This is a genomic window from Pseudomonas baetica, assembly GCF_051216495.1.
Taxonomy (GTDB): Bacteria; Pseudomonadota; Gammaproteobacteria; order Pseudomonadales; family Pseudomonadaceae; genus Aquipseudomonas; species Aquipseudomonas baetica_B.
The window spans coordinates 19,957-34,621 of record NZ_JBPKAM010000004.1; the positions used below are offsets into that span (position 1 = coordinate 19,957).

Here is a 14,665-nt window from a genome sequence, read left to right on the forward strand (position 1 = left end):
CAGTCGAGGCTGGCTCGCTCTTACTTACCGTATGGCGGGTGGGTCAAAGGCGGGCCTTACAGGTAATTCATTTCAAGCGTCGCCGAACCATCGATTTTGACTTCGTTGCTCAGGTCCACCCCGTCCGCTCTATAAATTGAGGTTTGAAGCAACAGCTCCATGGAGAGGTCCTGAACGCTGATCGGTTGACTGAAATCATCCATGGCAGCCACCGAGGCGTAATCCCCCGGCATCCAGAACAAATGGCCGTGCCAGCCGGTTTGTCCATCCTTGGATTTGATGGGTTGTACGGCGTCTCCGTCAGCGACGGCACTCATCATGACCAGCAAATATCTGCCGATGTTTTGGGTGCCATTGATTTTGCCCAGGCCGAACATCGAATTCAGGTCGCTCGAACCGATGCGGTTGTCGATGCCCTTCAGCGCGAACGTCGTGGTGCCGTCGCATGCTACCGACAGGGTTACCGTGCGATCTTCCAGTCGGGTATTGCTGTCTTGATTCAAGTCTTTCGCCGAGATCTTGCCGTAATCCACCACACCGTTGCCGGACAAACTCGGTAAACAAGCGCTCGGCGTGATGGTGCCGGTGACGGTCAAATCAGTGCTCGAAGCCGCCAGCGCAAAAGGCGCAAGGCTAAGCAGTGCGGTGGTGGAAAGTGCTGCAAACAGGTATTTCATTTTCTTACTCACTTCTATGGTTGTTTTTCCGCCTGACCCAGGGCATTTCGCTCCGGGTTCAGCAGGATGGGTTTGAAGTCACAGGTAAATAATCTCGATCGTCCCCGCGCCATCGAGGTGGATGGCACTGCTCAAATCCAGGCTGTCGGTGGGGGCGATAACGGCGTCGACGGTGACGGTGGTGTTGAGGTTCTGGATCATCACCGGGCCCGCGGTGCTGCCGACGCTGGCGGTAAAGCCCAGGTAGCTGTTCTGGCCGATGGGAATCGGGCTGGCGCTGGCGGTGCTCCAGGCCGTGCCGCCAGTGGTGGAGTCGGTTCGATAGAGGCGTGCGTAGTTGTCGGCGCTGGTATCCGCTGGATCAACGTTCAGCGAATACAGACCGATCTTGTTGTTGCGGCCGTCCATGCCGAGACCGTAGTAAATTTCGCTGTTGACCGTCGCCGAGCCTGAGCGGTTGTCGTGCATGATCAACGCGAAAGAGGTGGGCGCGTCGCAGCCGACTCTTAGCGACAAGGACCTTGGTGGCAGGCGCGTGCTTTTTTCGACATTCAGGTCGTTCTTGGAGAGCTGGCCGAAGTCAACCAGCCCGCCGTTGGACAGCACCGGTTCGCAGGCCGCCGGGGCGAAACGGGCGCGCAGGGTCGTCTCGCGGGTGCGTCCGGCAGCGACAGCGTCGAACACACCGGTTGTCTCCCAGGTCACCGAGTCACGCACCTGCATCCCTTGTTCCTGGACCCACGCCGTCAATTCAAGTTGCGCCGAAAAACTGCGGCCTTGCGCGGGTACGCCAGCTTTCATCGGAACCACGCCATGATCCGGTCGCCAGGTCAGGTTCGACGCGGTTTCCACCGGCGCCTGACCGACGCCGGCAATCAAGCCGACTTCCACCGACTGGCCGTCGAGCACCGCGTCGCGAATACGCATCTGGTAGCTGCCGCGTTCGGCAAAGTGAAAGCGCTTGGCCGTTGCCGCCATGGCCCGGTAAAACAGGCTCATGTCGATGGGGTTGGCACAACGCAGGTTCAGGCTCAACTGACGCTCGCCGAGGTTTCGCTCCGGGGCTGAATCAGGGCGTATCGCCCGGTTCATCAGCCCGTAATCGAGCACGGGCTGGCTCAGGTTCAACTGACAGTCGTCGGCAGATGCCCAGGCGAAGGGCGTGTATCCGCTCAGCACCAGAGGGACAAGGGTCGTCAGCAAACAGCGGGACAGGTTCATGCAATTATCCTCAAAGGGCTCGGCACTTGGCGGGGGCGGTTTCGTAGTACGCATCGGCATCGGCCTCTGCCGGCAACTCGAAGCGCAGTTCGCAACGCTCCAGTCCTGGCGCGCTGATCCACAGCGCAGGAATGTCGAGCACGTTGGGCAGAAACACCTGGCCGCCTTCCTGCACCAAGGTGACGAACTCGCCGTCCTCGGTGTTCACGGCGGCGCCACGGGGCAGGGGCGCACCGTTGGCGGTGGTGACCTTGAGCAGGACGCGACGGGTTTTGCTGACGCCGAACTCGACCTTGTCGACAGCCCCGCGTCCGGCGGAAATCACTGCCAGGCCGTTGCTGATATCGGCGTTGCGCGGCAGGGATTTGGTATCGACTTCCACCGGGCTGCGCCCGTACGCCGACACCTGCGGGACCACCGCCTGACCTTGCCAGTCGGTCCACACCGGGCCGCTCGGTGTCGAGACTTTGATGGCGCCCAGGTCACCCACGGAGAGCAGGGCAAAGGTGTCGCTGACCGGATAAGGCGAGAACGTCAGGCCGCCACTGTGCAGAACGGCACCGCCACGGGCGCTGGCCTGATAGCTTGAGCGATCGGCATCGCTGCGGGTGTAGTTCAGGTCCAGTTGGGTGTAGCGCGGCAGCATCGAAACACCGACCGTGGATTGCACTTCTTTATCTCGGGTGTCGTGTTCAACGCCGACCCGGTAGGCCAGTTGATCGTTGATCTGCTCACTCAAGCCCACACCGCTGCGATAGTCGCCGTCGGAACTGCGCACCCAGGTACGCGCGCGCCGGGTTTCACCCAGGGGAATGCTGAGGTTCAGGTAAACGCTATCGTCGTTGCGGTTCGCGCCGCTGACTTGCCATTCGGCGGTCAGCGAGACCGACACACCGCCAAGGTTGGTGCCCCAGGAGGCGAGCGCGCGGCTGCTGCTTTGGCCATCGAATGAGCTGGACCGACTGAAGCCACCACTGAAGGCACCAAGCCAAGGGTGAGCCCACGACAGACCGGCGCTTTGCTGGTCGCGGTAACGGGATTGGCTGTCGTCGTCAGTGTTATCGAACACCGCGTCCTCCAGTTCGCGGTAACCCAGGGTCCGGTAGGAGCTGCCGGCATTGAGTGCCCAGCGTTCGTTCAAACGGTGGGATACGCTCAGGTCGGCCTGAAGTCCCTGATTGGATTGCCGGCTGGCGTCGGCGCCCGTCAGCGTGGCTTGAACCTGTGTGTCGGGCGATGGCAGCAGGCCTACACCTACGCCCGCGGCGCGATAGTCCTCGGCACTGGTCACGCCAGCGCTGAGCAACACCTGAGGGTGGATTGCGCCGCTCCAGCCACCGCTGATCACCCACGGATCGCTGCCCTCTGCATCACCGATGTTGCGCACCCGACCGGCCGCCAGCGAGTAACCGGGTGCCGGCAAACCGATACCCAGCATCGCGGCCGGCACGGTGAAGCTGCGTTGGCTGCCGTCGGCTTCCTTGATGGTGACCTCCACATCGGAGCGGGTATTGAGGCGCCGCACGTTAGTGAGCGCGAACGGACCGGCAGGCACCACGGTGGAATGGATCAACGAACCGTTCTGCCGGACCTCGACCTGTGCCTGGCTGTTGGCGATACCCTCGATGACCGCGTTTTGCCCCTCGACTTGCAGTGCCTGTTCATTGAGCACTTGCACGCCGGTGATCTGCGCACCCGCCAGCACCGGGTTGTAGAGGTTGATCTGGCCTGCCTGCAGCACGGCTTCGTGACTGGCAAAGGTGCGCTGGGCATAGGCAGCGATGTGCGTCGTGCTGGAGACGTCGTCCTGCCAGGTTTGCACCTGGCGACTGCGAACAATCCAGTCGCCGGCATTGAACCCAAGTTCGGTGTTGGCCGAGGCGTAGCGACTGGTGTCGTCGCCATAAACGCTGTGCAAACCGGTGACATCGTAGTTGAGCATGCCGGCCAACCCCCCGGTCTGATAGCCGGAAAAGTCCCGGGTAACCGGGCGTATCGCGTCGGTGGGCACGATCAGCGACAACGCCAGGCTGGACGGGTCCGGTTCGATGACGGTCTGTGGTGCGGCGGCCAAAAAATCGTGGCACGGGCCATCGTCCAGCAGGCGATCCGGAATATTCAGGTTGGCCTTGTCGAGCAGGGGACGGTCAAAGCACAGCGCACCTTGCCGATTGAACGTGGCATCCACGCGGCCTCGGCGTTGACCGTTGACAGTGAGCGTTACCGGATGCTTTCCCGCCGTGAAGCGCGGCGCTTGCATCAGCGAGGTCGCCAGCGCCGGATCAATGCCGCGCTGCAGCAGCGTGTTTTTATCGAATGCCGCCAGCAACAACGCATCACCCCGGGCATCGAGCACCAGCAGGGCGTTGGCTAGCAGCAACGTCAGCGTGACGTGCCGAGGTAGCAAATGAGGGCGAGCGGGCCGAATGGCGGGCACGGCTTCGCCATCACGGTAAATTGATACTGTGTTCATGGGGTTCACTTGGGTTATGCCGGCGTCTGGCCTGTTTGCTGTGGCTCAGACTCGCCTGTGGCAACGGCCGCAAGACCGTCGCCTGGAAACTTCGGCGCTCACTGTTCCTTCATGGCGCTGTTTTGGGTGATTTCAGGATTTGATCGGCGCCTCGTAATGCGGCACTGCAAAGCCATACACCGTGGCGGGTTGCAGGCGCACGGTGGTGGCGGCTGAGCCATTGGTGGTCACGCTCAGTCTTTCGCCCGGCAGCACATAAGTGCGTGGCAATAAAGCCGAACCATTACCCGGCAACAACAGCAGTTCCTGGGCCAGGCGCACCACATAAGGCGTCGGGTTGTGCACGCTCAACTGATCTTTTTCCAGGCTCCAGGTCAGGCCTGTCCACGGTGTGCGGTTGGGCGCCAGGCCTTTGGGGTGCACGATCACCGGCAGATTCTGGCGTACCGTCACACCGACGCGCGCATGCCCGGCCTGGGCCGCCGCGCGATCCTGGGGCATGCCTTCGAAAATCACTCGTTTCAAGCGCTGCGTGGTCAGGGGCGCGTTCGATTGCAGGATGAACCGCACCAGTTGGCTCTTGGAAGGTTCGACACGGGCCAGCGGCGGTGTGACAAACAGCAGTGGCTCCTTGTCTTCGGGAATGTCTTCGAGGGTAACGTGCAACAAGGCCAGGCTGGCATCGGTATTGGTCACGGACACCGAGGCTTCGCCGTCGGCCTCGTTGACGATCACCACCGAGGTGTCTGGCACCATGCCATCGGCCAGAACGCGGCTGCAGAACAGCACGACCAACGCCCCCAAACAAACGCTCAGGTATCGAGCACCGTTGAAAAAAGTCATGGTTAAAGCCTGTGTGAAAGAAGCAATGAAAGGGAAAGTCAGCATGGCTACAGGTACTTCAGGTCAAGCACGATCGCACCGTCCAGCGGCACTTCCTGATTCAGGGTCAGGAAGCTCGCGGCGTTGATCGAGGTGTTGATGTGCAGCGCGGCAACCAGCAACTGATGAGGTTCCGGCACCAGGGTGCCGGGCTTGGCGAAACCCATGTAGTTGTTTGGGTAGGCGTTGTTTTCCGGGAACCAGGTTAGACCCTGGTTGCTCGAGGCCAGCACCAGCGCCGGCTCACCGTCGGCCACCGCATTGCGAAAGGCGAGGCTGATGGTGCCCAGGCGCTCGTCGGGCGCATGAACGTTCCATCCCAGGCCGTAATAAAACCCCGGCCCCAGTGACGAATCCGCCCGGCTGTCCACGCCGACGAGTACAAACAGCAGCGGTTCGTCACAAGCCACGCTCAGGTCCAGTTGCCGTCCCGGCAACGGGCTCAGCTCGTATTGATTGAGGGTACGGGCCGGCACCTTGCCGTGGTCGACCAGGCCGCCGTCCGAAAGCAGCACGTCGCAGGCATTCGGGGTGATCTGGCCCACGACATTGAGCTCCACGTTGGAGGCTGCCAGCGCAGCAGGTCTAACGCTCAGCAGGCAGAGCAGGGCGAGAAGGTGTGAAGTCGCTTTGTTCATTTCGGTCTGAAGTCCTTGTCAGCACGGTGCGGGTGGGGACGGCAAAGGTTTCCGGTCGTCGCCGGGTATCCTGCCGCTCCCGGGCTTGTCGTCGGGTTACAGGTAACGCACGGTCATGGTGACTGAGCCGTCGATGGACACTTCGTTGGTCAGGGTCAACCGGTCGGTCGGGGCAATCTCCGGCATAACACTGATATCGGCAGTTAATAGTTGAACCGGTTTTGGTACCAAGGTGCCGGTATCGGCTACCGTTACGATGTTATTGCGTGCCATGTAGCGGTTGGCCGTCCAAGAGGAACCGTCGTCCTCGGAACTGATAACTCTGACCGGTACGCCATCGGCTACCGGATAAACCACCATCAATTGCAAGGAGCCAAGTTTTTCGTCGCCGTTGATCAGCCCCAGTCCGAACACATTCTGCCCGATGGTCCAGTTCGAACCTTCGCGGTTGTCCTTGGCTTCAAGGGCCGCCAGAGTCGGTGCGTCACAGGTGAGCGTAAGTTGCAAAAGTTGACGGGGCAGGCTGGTTTCCTTGTTAGGGTTCAGATCTTTGGCCGATATCTTGCCGAAATCCACCACCCCGCCGTTGGCGAGACCGGGAGTGCACGCGCTCGGGGTAATAACTCCGGTCACGGTCAGATCAACGCTGGAAGCAGCGAATGCACTGGTGCTGCCGACCAGCAATAGGGCGCCGAAGAGGGTATTGAGTGTCTTGTTCATCGTTTGGCTTCTACGTAGTGATGTCAAAAAAGGTTGTCTGACTCAAATGCTTGAGCTGCAACGTGGTCTGCCCGAGGGGCTATTGGTCTTGCGTGGATCGAGGTTGCACGGTGGCAGGGGCAGAGGTCGTTACAGTTGTTGCCGGACGTTCTGCCCCGGTTTATCGCCGAGTTACAGGTAACGCACGGTCAGGGTCACCGAGCCGTCGATGGAGACTTCGTTGGTCAGGGTCAGTTGATTGGATGGGGCGATCTTCGGAGCGATATCGAGGTCGGCGGTAAACAGTTGAACCGGTTTCGGTACCAAGGTGCCGGTGTCGGCTACCGAGATGATGCTGTGGCGCGTCAGGTCAGACCCGCCATACCAAGTCGAACCGCCGTCCTCGGAAATGATGTTTCTGACCGGTATGCCGTCGGCTACCGGAGTTCGTAATCTCAAGGACATGGCGCCAAGTTTTTCAGTGCCATTAATCAGTCCCAGACCGTATTCATAAGTGTCGTTGTTGAAGTCCGAGCCTTCCCGATTGTCCTTGGCTTCAAGGGCCATCAGAGTCGCTGCGTCGCAATTTACGTTCAGTTGTACCTGTTGTACGGCGAGGTTTGTCGGCCGATCAGGATTCAGATCCTTGGCGGAGATCTTGCCGTAGTCCACCGTCCCGCCATTGGAGAGGGTCGGGGTACAGGCGCTCGGGGTAATGATCCCGGTCACGGTCAGATCAACGCTGGAAGCAGCGAAAGCGCTGGCACTGCCGACCAGCAGCATGGCGCCGATGAGGGTGTTGAGTGTCCTTTTCATGGTGTAACTCCTGAATTTGGAAATGGATGGGTTTATAGGTACTTCAGTTGCAACGTGGCATGCCCGTCGATCGGTAGTTCATCGACCAGGGTCAGATCGGTGGCTGGCGCAATGATGGTGAAGGCGCGCAGGCGAGCACTCAGGTCTTTGATGGCGATGGGTGTTCGTGGGGCGCTGGGGGCGGCGAACGACGTCAGTGCGGCGTGCCCCAGATAAGTAGACGGCCCCCAACTGGCGCCGCCGTCGCGGGACATGATGGTCGTTACCGCCATGCTGTCGGCCTCTGGCTCGAAAACCCCGAAGGCCACACTGCCGAGTTTCTGGTCATCATTGACCACGCCCAAACCGTGGAACTCGGGTTTGATGGCCGAAGTGCCGGCACGGTTATCCAGCGTGGTCAGCGTGAAAAAAGTCGCGTTTTCGCAATGAACCTCCAGTTGCATTTCGCCGGCTGGCAAGCGGGTAGGCAGCAGCGGGTCGAGATCCCTGGCCGTCAATTTACCGTGATCGACGATGCCGCCGTCCGATAGCACCGGGGCGCAGGCACTGGGGGTGATGATCCCGGTGACGCTCAAGTCGGTGCTGCTGGCGGCCAAAGCCACGGGTGCGCAGGCGATCAACAGGGGGGCCAATAGAGCAACAGAGCATCTGTCCATGATGGTCATCCTTTGAATGGGTAGCACGCAGTGCCGGGTGTTGACGTTAGTCGTGCAGAGCGAGTCTTCGGTCTGCATGAGCAGTTGGCGCGGCATGGGACAGCCAACGCTCAGCGGTCAGGAGGGATAAAGGTCTGTTCATGGGTGACGGGTCCTTGATGAAAGAATTCGAAAGTTGCCCGGTGTGGACGGGGCGCAATCTATCCATCGAGGTCAGCAGGTGAAATGCAACTAATACGAAAATGACAGGCTTGCCGTGCGAAAGATCGTTGCAGGTTGCCATTTGACTCTTTGGTAACGACGTCTGTAGTCCCTGTGTGTAGTCGAAAGAGCTTAAAAATGTAGGGCTGTTCTGTTTGTTTTATAGGAGAAAGATCATCCCCCCGGAGGCATTGGGCGGAGCGCTTTTTGCGCTTGAGAGGGGGCGTTGTGATGGCAACTAGACAGCGCTATTTTCCGCACATTCCACCCACCAAACAGGATAAATCCGACAATGCGCGTAATCATCGCTGACGACCATCCTGTCGTTCGTATAGGCCTGCGGATGCTCATCGATCTGAACAGCTCATGCAGTATCGTGGGTGAAGTTGATGGCCCGGACAGCCTGTTGAGCCTGCTTTCCACCACGCCTTGCGACCTGTTGATCACGGACTTTTCCATGCCCGGCCATCAGCAGTCCGATGGGCTGAAGATGCTCAGCAAAGTGCGACGTTGCTACCCGGAGATGCCGATCATTCTGGTTACGATGTTCTCCAACGTCACGACGCTGAAGAGGGCGTTCGCCGAAGGGGTAATGGCAATCATTGCCAAAGGCGCGTCGGCAAAGGAGCTGCCCATGGCGATCAAAGCGGTGAGCGAAGGTCGGCGTTTTATCAGCGAGTCATTACGCGAGGCGCTGCTTCAGGCAAACGCCGAAGCCGAGTCGGGGCCCCCTTTGTTATCTGCCAAGGAACATGAAGTGGTGAGAATGCTCGCCAGCGGCATGACCGTCAGTGAAATTGCCGGCTACTTCAAACGCAGCGTGTCCACAATCAGTAAACAGAAAAGCATGGCCATGCAACGGCTGGGCATTTCCACGGATGTGGATCTCTTTGCATATGCACGCGAGAGCGGCATGGTGCATTAGGCTTCGGTGCACCCGAAGGTATTCCCGCCACGAATGCCGATAGTGTTCCGTGCCGATGTTGGCTATCGTGCAGGCCACCCAATGACGCCACTCTGCAAACAGGGAACCTGCACATGAGCGAAGCCCACAACGCATTGATTACCCGGTTTTACGAAGCGTTCCAGCGCCTGGATGCCGAGACGATGGCTGCCTGCTACACCGACGACGTGGTGTTCAGCGATCCGGCGTTTGGCGAACTGCGCGGGCGCGATGCCGGAGATATGTGGCGCATGCTCACCACACGGGCCAAGGATTTCTCCCTGACCTTCGACAACGTGCGCAGTGACGAGCGCAGTGGCGGCGCCCATTGGGTGGCGACCTACCTCTTCAGCCAGACTGGCAATACGGTGATCAACGACATCCAGGCACGTTTCGTCTTCCGCGATGGCAGGATTTGCGAGCATCACGACAGCTTCGATCTGTGGGGCTGGTCGCGTCAGGCCCTGGGATTCAAGGGCCTGTTGCTGGGCTGGACGCCACTGGTGCGCAACGCCGTTCGCGCGCAGGCGCTGAAGGGGCTGAGGGCATTCCAGGCCAGTCGCTGATAAGATCGCGGCTTGTTTCCTTTCATGTCTTGATCGCGCCATGACCACCCTCACCGAAAACCCTGCCGAAGCCGATTGCGCGGTGAGCAAACCGTGGTATGTCTACCTCGTGCGCGCGGCCAATGGGTCGCTCTATTGCGGGGTCAGCGACGATCCCGTGCGCCGCTTCGCCAAACATCAAAGCGGTAAAGGCGCACGGTTCTTTCTGTCCAGTCCGGCCATGGCGCTGGTTTACACCGAACGGTGCCGCGACAAGAGCGATGCGCTGCGCCAGGAACGACTAATCAAAAAGCTCAGGAAAAGCGCCAAGGAATGCCTGGTGGCCAGTGCCGCCAGCTCATCAATCTGACTGATAGGTTCCCATCAGGCAGATCCGTAGGCTGCTCGTCGATTGCGCGTTAAGCTGAAGACTCCTTCTGAGTGCGGCGGAGCCGAGCATGTCCGAATTGATCCTGCATCACTACCCGGCGTCCCCCTTCGCCGAAAAGGCCCGACTGATGTTGGGTTTCAAAGGGTTGTCCTGGCGCTCGGTGAAGATCTCGCCCGTGATGCCCAAGCCCGATCTCACGGCACTGACCGGTGGCTACCGCAAGACACCGGTGTTGCAGATTGGCGCGGATATTTACTGCGATACCTCGTTGATCGCCCGTCGGCTGGAACAGGAAAAAGCCTTGCCGGCGTTTTTCCCGGAAGGTCGGGAGATGATTGCTGCGACCTTTGCTGCGTGGGCCGATTCGGTGGTGTTCCCGCATGCGGTCAGCCTGGTGTTTCAACCGGAGTCGATCGCCGTGCGTTTCGCTCACCTGCCGCAGGAGGTGATCAAGGCGTTTCTGGCTGATCGCGCCAAGCTGTTCAGCGGAGGCAGTGCGACAAAGTTGACCGCAGAGCAAGCGCGGCATCAATGGCCGACGATCATGTCGCGTCTGGAGCAACAGCTGCAGCGTGAGGAGGGTGATTACTTGTTTGGCGAACCGTCGATTGCCGACTTTGCCATGGCGCATCCGCTGTGGTTCCTCAAGGCCACACCGGTGACTGCACCGTTTGTGGATAACTATCCGGCGGTGGCGGCCTGGTTGGCGCGGGTGCTGGGTTTCGGACATGGCGCTTCGAGTGAGATGAGCTCGGAAGAGGCGCTGGCGGTTGCATCTGATTCCACGCCCGCAGCTTTGCCGGATGAGCGGTTTATCGACCCGAATGGGTTCAAGGTTGGTCAGCAGGTGGTCATCGCGGCCACTGACTACGGCGTTGATCCGGTGGCGGGGGAGTTGCTGTTTGCCGGTAGCGAGGAATTGATCCTGCGCCGTGAGGATGAGCGTAGCGGCGTGGTGCATGTGCACTTTCCACGACTCGGTTTCCGCATGTCAGCCCACTGATACACGCACACACCTGTGGCGAGGGGATTTATCCCCGTTGGACTGCGTAGCAGTCCCTCTTTTTGGGGCCGCTGCGCAGCCCAGCGGGGCGGTGCGACGGTTCGATAAATCCCCTCGCCACAGGTGCCAAGTAGTACCGAGCTGATTACTTCAGCGCAGCCAGAATCGCATCCGGGTCAAACTTGCGAATCAGCGTTCCATTCACATCGATGAACGGTATCCCGCCACCGCCCAGCGCTTGATAGGCCTTGCGTGCCTCGGCGTCTTTCTCGATATCGAATTCCTGGTACGGAATGCCCTTCTGATCGAGAAAGCGTCGGGTCTGTTTGCAGTAGCCGCACCACTCGGTGGCGTAGAGCACGACCTTGGCCGTGGCTCGGGTCTGCTCGGACACCACCTGTGAAGGATTGAACACCCGCTCGATCTTGCCCCAGTTCTGGTAAACCACTACCACGAACAGGATCAGCAGGCATTTCTTGAGGACGTTGCCCAGCATCAGTTGCGGCGCTTGAGCTGATCGGTAAGCGAGGTCGGCAAGCCTTTGATGACCAGGGTGCCGGCTTCTTCGTCGTATTCGATCTTCGAACCCAGCAGGTGCGCTTCGAAGCTGATCGATAGACCCTCGGCACGACCGGTGAAGCGGCGGAACTGGTTCAGGGTCCGTTTATCGGCCGGGATCTCCGGCGACAGGCCGTAGTCCTTGTTGCGGATGTGGTCGTAGAAGGCTTTCGGCCGTTCTTCGTCGATCAGTTCCGACAGTTCCTCCAGGCCCATGGGTTCGCCGAGCTTGGCCTGGCTGCTGGCGTAATCCACCAGGGTCTTGGTTTTCTCCCGGGCGGAATCCTCCGGCAAGTCTTCGCTTTCGACGAAGTCGCTGAAGGCCTTGAGCAGGGTGCGGGTTTCGCCCGGGCCGTCGACGCCTTCCTGGCAGCCGATGAAATCGCGGAAATACTCCGAGACTTTCTTGCCATTCTTGCCTTTGATGAACGAAATGTACTGCTTGGATTGCTTGTTGTTCTGCCACTCGGACACGTTGATACGCGCCGCCAAGTGCAACTGGCCCAGGTCCAGATGACGGGACGGGGTCACGTCCAGTTCGTCGGTCACCGCCACGCCTTCGCTGTGGTGCAGCAGGGCGATCGCCAGGTAGTCGGTCATGCCCTGCTGATAGTGTGCAAACAGCACGTGGCCGCCCACTGAAAGGTTCGACTCTTCCATGAGCTTCTGCAGATGTTCCACCGCCACGCGGCTGAAGGCTGTGAAGTCCTGGCCGCCATCGAGGTACTCTTTCAGCCAGCCGCTGAACGGGAAGGCGCCGGACTCCGGATGAAACAGACCCCAGGCTTTACCTTGCTTGGCGTTGTAGCTTTCATTGAGGTCGGCAAGCATGTTCTCGATGGCGGCGGACTCGGCCAGTTCAGAGTCGCGAGCGTGAAGAACTGCAGGTGTGCCGTCGGGTTTTTTGTCGATCAGGTGGACGATGCAATGACGGATCGGCATGGGCTTCTCGGCTGGTTTGAGCGGCTGGTCGGAGCGCGCAGGGCAGGCTCCCGGAAAAAGCGCTCAGTGTACCGCAACCGCTGCTTTTGGCGTGGTGCGCAGGGCAATTGTTGGGCGACCGGCGGCGCTTATGCGGTTTTTTCCCGATTTAGCGCAATAAAGCTGACCAAATGGGTAGCTAGAGGCGGATATTTCCCCGTCTCTGTGCTAGTTTTGCCCGGTCTTGCGCGAAGTCACTGCGTTAAGCGTGCAGTCAGCAAATGTCAGGTCGAACCAAACCCTGATTTCGGCATCTATAACCCGACTCGTCGTGGTTATCGCCGAGGGTGCCAGATCCAGAAGATCGGGCTCGATGGCTGACACTGCACTCTGCAATCCATATGAATTTGATAGGGAAGGAACACTAAATGGCTCTTACTAAAGACCAACTGATCGCCGACATCGCTGAAGCTATCGACGCGCCAAAAACCACCGCGCGTAACGCTCTGGACCAACTGGGCCAAATCGTTGCCGATCAGCTGGAAAACGGCGGCGAAATCACTGTGCCGGGTATCGGCAAGCTGAAAGTGACCGAGCGTCCTGCCCGTACTGGCCGTAACCCTTCGACTGGCGCTGCCATCGAAATCCCTGCCAAGAAAGTGATCAAGCTGGTTGTGGCCAAAGGCCTGACCGACGCTGTGAACAAGTAAGACACAGTGAAAAAAAACCGTGCGCCGGAGCAATCCGGACACGGTTTTTTTGTGCGTGCGATATTCCAAAAATATCCCTGATCATATTGTGGGAGCGAGCCTGCTCGCGAAGGCGGAGTGTCAGTCACTGAAGGAGATGGCTGATCCACCGCTTTCGCGAGCAGGCTCGCTCCCACAGGGGCAAATCATTTACCTGGCTTTTGCACCCAGCGTTCGCGCCAGGTCAGTTGTTGGGCTTCGGTCTGAAAGGTCCAGGCCACGAAACGGCTCTGCTTCTGACCCTGGGACATTTCCACTACCTGGCTCTCCAGTGCACCGGCCTTTTTCAGCGCGCTCTGGATCGCGGGCAGGTTCGAGGCTTTCGACACCAGGGTGCTGAACCACAACACCTGTTGTCCCACCTGTGCGCTCTCGCTGATCAATTGCGTAACGAAGCGTATTTCGCCGCCCTCGCACCACAACTCAGCCGCCTGACCGCCAAAATTCAACACCGGCAATTTGCGTTTCGGATCGGCTTTGCCCAGCGCGCGCCATTTGCGGCTGCTGCCTCGGGTGGCTTCTTCGAGGGAGGAGTGGAACGGCGGGTTGCACATCGTCAGGTCGAATTGCTCATCGCTCCCCAGCAAGCCCAGGAGAATCTGCTTGCGGTTGGTTTGTTGGCGAATCTGGATGGCCTTGTTCAAGCCGTTGGCCGCAATGATGGTTTTGGCCGAGGCGATGGCTGTGGCATCGATATCGGAGCCGAGGAAGTGCCAGCGGTAATCGCTGTGACCGACCAATGGATAGATACAGTTGGCGCCAGTGCCGACGTCCAGCACCTTTACCGATGCCCCGCGGGGAATTGTGCCGTCGTTGCCGCTGGCCAGCAGGTCGGCGAGAAAGTGCACGTAGTCCGCACGTCCCGGCACAGGTGGGCATAGGTAGTCGGCCGGAATGTCCCAATGGGCAATGCCATAAAATGATTTGAGTAACGCCCGGTTGAACACCCGCACCGCGTCCGGGCTGGCGAAATCGATGCTTTCCTTACCGTACGGATTGATGATCACGAACTTTGCCAGTTCCGGCGTGCTCTTGATCAGCGCCGGGAAGTCGTAACGACCCTGGTGGCGATTGCGCGGATGCAGGCTGGCTTTCTCCTTGGGTTCGACGGCTTTGACCGGGGCCACGGTCTCAGGCTTTTTGCGCGCAGGTTTGGGTGTACGAGGGGCGTTCATGGGCGGGGTCGATTCGGGTATGACTGAAAGTGGCGGGCATTGTCCCACATTGGTGCCCGGTACGCCGAACCCTGTAGGAGCGAGCATGCTCGCGATGGACGTCAACGATAACGTTGG

At 59.6% G+C, this 14,665-nt stretch carries 16 protein-coding genes; 5 read left to right on the forward strand and 11 right to left on the reverse strand.

Annotated elements, in window-relative coordinates:
- Positions 1-56 precede the first annotated feature (56 nt).
- The 8 genes from ACSFE6_RS03125 to ACSFE6_RS03160 form a co-directional block, all read right to left on the reverse strand.
- Positions 57-677 carry a DUF1120 domain-containing protein gene (locus ACSFE6_RS03125; protein ID WP_435426223.1) on the reverse strand — a complete coding sequence of 207 codons (621 nt, stop codon included), beginning with the start codon at positions 675-677 and terminating at the stop codon, positions 57-59.
- Between the two features lie 78 nt (positions 678-755).
- Positions 756-1,898 (reverse strand): DUF1120 domain-containing protein, encoded by a 1,143-nt coding sequence (locus ACSFE6_RS03130; protein WP_435426224.1) that lies wholly within the window; start codon positions 1,896-1,898, stop codon positions 756-758.
- A gap of 10 nt (positions 1,899-1,908) precedes the next feature.
- On the reverse strand, positions 1,909-4,371 hold the full coding sequence (locus ACSFE6_RS03135) for a fimbria/pilus outer membrane usher protein (protein ID WP_435426225.1): 2,463 nt from the start codon (positions 4,369-4,371) through the stop codon (positions 1,909-1,911).
- Between the two features lie 132 nt (positions 4,372-4,503).
- A complete protein-coding gene (locus ACSFE6_RS03140) occupies positions 4,504-5,214 on the reverse strand; it encodes a fimbria/pilus chaperone family protein (RefSeq protein WP_435426226.1) in 711 nt (236 codons plus the stop codon).
- Positions 5,215-5,261: 47 nt separating this feature from the next.
- Positions 5,262-5,891 (reverse strand): DUF1120 domain-containing protein, encoded by a 630-nt coding sequence (locus ACSFE6_RS03145; protein WP_435426227.1) that lies wholly within the window; start codon positions 5,889-5,891, stop codon positions 5,262-5,264.
- A 96-nt stretch (positions 5,892-5,987) separates the two neighbouring features.
- Positions 5,988-6,611, reverse strand: a complete 624-nt coding sequence (locus ACSFE6_RS03150; RefSeq protein ID WP_435426228.1) for a DUF1120 domain-containing protein — start codon at positions 6,609-6,611, stop codon at positions 5,988-5,990.
- A gap of 171 nt (positions 6,612-6,782) precedes the next feature.
- Positions 6,783-7,406 (reverse strand): DUF1120 domain-containing protein, encoded by a 624-nt coding sequence (locus ACSFE6_RS03155; RefSeq protein WP_435426229.1) that lies wholly within the window; start codon positions 7,404-7,406, stop codon positions 6,783-6,785.
- 32 nt (positions 7,407-7,438) lie between these two features.
- Entirely contained in the window at positions 7,439-8,062 is a 624-nt protein-coding gene (locus ACSFE6_RS03160) for a DUF1120 domain-containing protein (protein ID WP_435426230.1), read from the reverse strand.
- 493 nt (positions 8,063-8,555) lie between these two features.
- Here ACSFE6_RS03160 and ACSFE6_RS03165 point away from each other — a divergent pair, with 493 nt between their 5' ends.
- The 4 genes from ACSFE6_RS03165 to ACSFE6_RS03180 all read left to right on the forward strand — a co-directional run bounded on the left by ACSFE6_RS03165 (position 8,556) and on the right by ACSFE6_RS03180 (position 11,145).
- The gene (locus ACSFE6_RS03165; RefSeq protein WP_435426231.1) at positions 8,556-9,188 is read left to right on the forward strand and encodes a response regulator; all 633 of its coding nucleotides are present in this window, start codon (positions 8,556-8,558) and stop codon (positions 9,186-9,188) included.
- Between the two features lie 113 nt (positions 9,189-9,301).
- Positions 9,302-9,772, forward strand: coding sequence for a nuclear transport factor 2 family protein (locus tag ACSFE6_RS03170; protein ID WP_435426232.1), 471 nt, complete (start codon positions 9,302-9,304; stop codon positions 9,770-9,772).
- A 40-nt stretch (positions 9,773-9,812) separates the two neighbouring features.
- Positions 9,813-10,121 (forward strand): GIY-YIG nuclease family protein, encoded by a 309-nt coding sequence (locus tag ACSFE6_RS03175; protein WP_435426233.1) that lies wholly within the window; start codon positions 9,813-9,815, stop codon positions 10,119-10,121.
- 88 nt (positions 10,122-10,209) lie between these two features.
- Positions 10,210-11,145, forward strand: a complete 936-nt coding sequence (locus tag ACSFE6_RS03180) for a glutathione S-transferase family protein (RefSeq protein ID WP_435426234.1) — start codon at positions 10,210-10,212, stop codon at positions 11,143-11,145.
- A 145-nt stretch (positions 11,146-11,290) separates the two neighbouring features.
- On the opposite strand, the gene ACSFE6_RS03185 is transcribed toward ACSFE6_RS03180, so the two are convergent.
- Both ACSFE6_RS03185 and yejK read right to left on the reverse strand, forming a co-directional pair.
- Positions 11,291-11,641 carry a glutaredoxin family protein gene (locus ACSFE6_RS03185; protein ID WP_435426235.1) on the reverse strand — a complete coding sequence of 117 codons (351 nt, stop codon included), beginning with the start codon at positions 11,639-11,641 and terminating at the stop codon, positions 11,291-11,293.
- Positions 11,641-12,645 (reverse strand): nucleoid-associated protein YejK, encoded by a 1,005-nt coding sequence (gene yejK, locus ACSFE6_RS03190; RefSeq protein ID WP_435426236.1) that lies wholly within the window; start codon positions 12,643-12,645, stop codon positions 11,641-11,643. The genes ACSFE6_RS03185 and yejK overlap by 1 nt, the downstream gene beginning before the upstream one ends.
- A gap of 407 nt (positions 12,646-13,052) precedes the next feature.
- Here yejK and ACSFE6_RS03195 point away from each other — a divergent pair, with 407 nt between their 5' ends.
- Positions 13,053-13,334 carry an HU family DNA-binding protein gene (locus tag ACSFE6_RS03195; RefSeq protein WP_404633715.1) on the forward strand — a complete coding sequence of 94 codons (282 nt, stop codon included), beginning with the start codon at positions 13,053-13,055 and terminating at the stop codon, positions 13,332-13,334.
- A 185-nt stretch (positions 13,335-13,519) separates the two neighbouring features.
- Here the strand turns inward: ACSFE6_RS03195 and rlmF are convergent, their stop codons facing one another.
- Entirely contained in the window at positions 13,520-14,548 is a 1,029-nt protein-coding gene (rlmF, locus tag ACSFE6_RS03200; RefSeq protein WP_435426237.1) for a 23S rRNA (adenine(1618)-N(6))-methyltransferase RlmF, read from the reverse strand.
- Between the last annotated feature and the right edge of the window lie 117 nt (positions 14,549-14,665).

What these genes read in the sequence shown, in the direction of transcription:
- ACSFE6_RS03125 (WP_435426223.1), bottom strand. Translation starts at nt 677, where the DNA reads ATGAAATACCTGTTTGCAGCACTTTCCACCACCGCACTGCTTAGCCTT.
- ACSFE6_RS03130 (WP_435426224.1), bottom strand. Translation starts at nt 1,898, where the DNA reads ATGAACCTGTCCCGCTGTTTGCTGACGACCCTTGTCCCTCTGGTGCTG.
- ACSFE6_RS03195 (WP_404633715.1), top strand. Translation starts at nt 13,053, where the DNA reads ATGGCTCTTACTAAAGACCAACTGATCGCCGACATCGCTGAAGCTATC.
- ACSFE6_RS03175 (WP_435426233.1), top strand. Translation starts at nt 9,813, where the DNA reads ATGACCACCCTCACCGAAAACCCTGCCGAAGCCGATTGCGCGGTGAGC.
- rlmF (WP_435426237.1), bottom strand. Translation starts at nt 14,548, where the DNA reads ATGAACGCCCCTCGTACACCCAAACCTGCGCGCAAAAAGCCTGAGACC.
- yejK (WP_435426236.1), bottom strand. Translation starts at nt 12,645, where the DNA reads ATGCCGATCCGTCATTGCATCGTCCACCTGATCGACAAAAAACCCGAC.
- ACSFE6_RS03135 (WP_435426225.1), bottom strand. Translation starts at nt 4,371, where the DNA reads ATGAACACAGTATCAATTTACCGTGATGGCGAAGCCGTGCCCGCCATT.
- ACSFE6_RS03185 (WP_435426235.1), bottom strand. Translation starts at nt 11,641, where the DNA reads ATGCTGGGCAACGTCCTCAAGAAATGCCTGCTGATCCTGTTCGTGGTA.
- ACSFE6_RS03160 (WP_435426230.1), bottom strand. Translation starts at nt 8,062, where the DNA reads ATGGACAGATGCTCTGTTGCTCTATTGGCCCCCCTGTTGATCGCCTGC.
- ACSFE6_RS03140 (WP_435426226.1), bottom strand. Translation starts at nt 5,214, where the DNA reads ATGACTTTTTTCAACGGTGCTCGATACCTGAGCGTTTGTTTGGGGGCG.
- ACSFE6_RS03150 (WP_435426228.1), bottom strand. Translation starts at nt 6,611, where the DNA reads ATGAACAAGACACTCAATACCCTCTTCGGCGCCCTATTGCTGGTCGGC.
- ACSFE6_RS03165 (WP_435426231.1), top strand. Translation starts at nt 8,556, where the DNA reads ATGCGCGTAATCATCGCTGACGACCATCCTGTCGTTCGTATAGGCCTG.
- ACSFE6_RS03170 (WP_435426232.1), top strand. Translation starts at nt 9,302, where the DNA reads ATGAGCGAAGCCCACAACGCATTGATTACCCGGTTTTACGAAGCGTTC.
- ACSFE6_RS03155 (WP_435426229.1), bottom strand. Translation starts at nt 7,406, where the DNA reads ATGAAAAGGACACTCAACACCCTCATCGGCGCCATGCTGCTGGTCGGC.
- ACSFE6_RS03180 (WP_435426234.1), top strand. Translation starts at nt 10,210, where the DNA reads ATGTCCGAATTGATCCTGCATCACTACCCGGCGTCCCCCTTCGCCGAA.
- ACSFE6_RS03145 (WP_435426227.1), bottom strand. Translation starts at nt 5,891, where the DNA reads ATGAACAAAGCGACTTCACACCTTCTCGCCCTGCTCTGCCTGCTGAGC.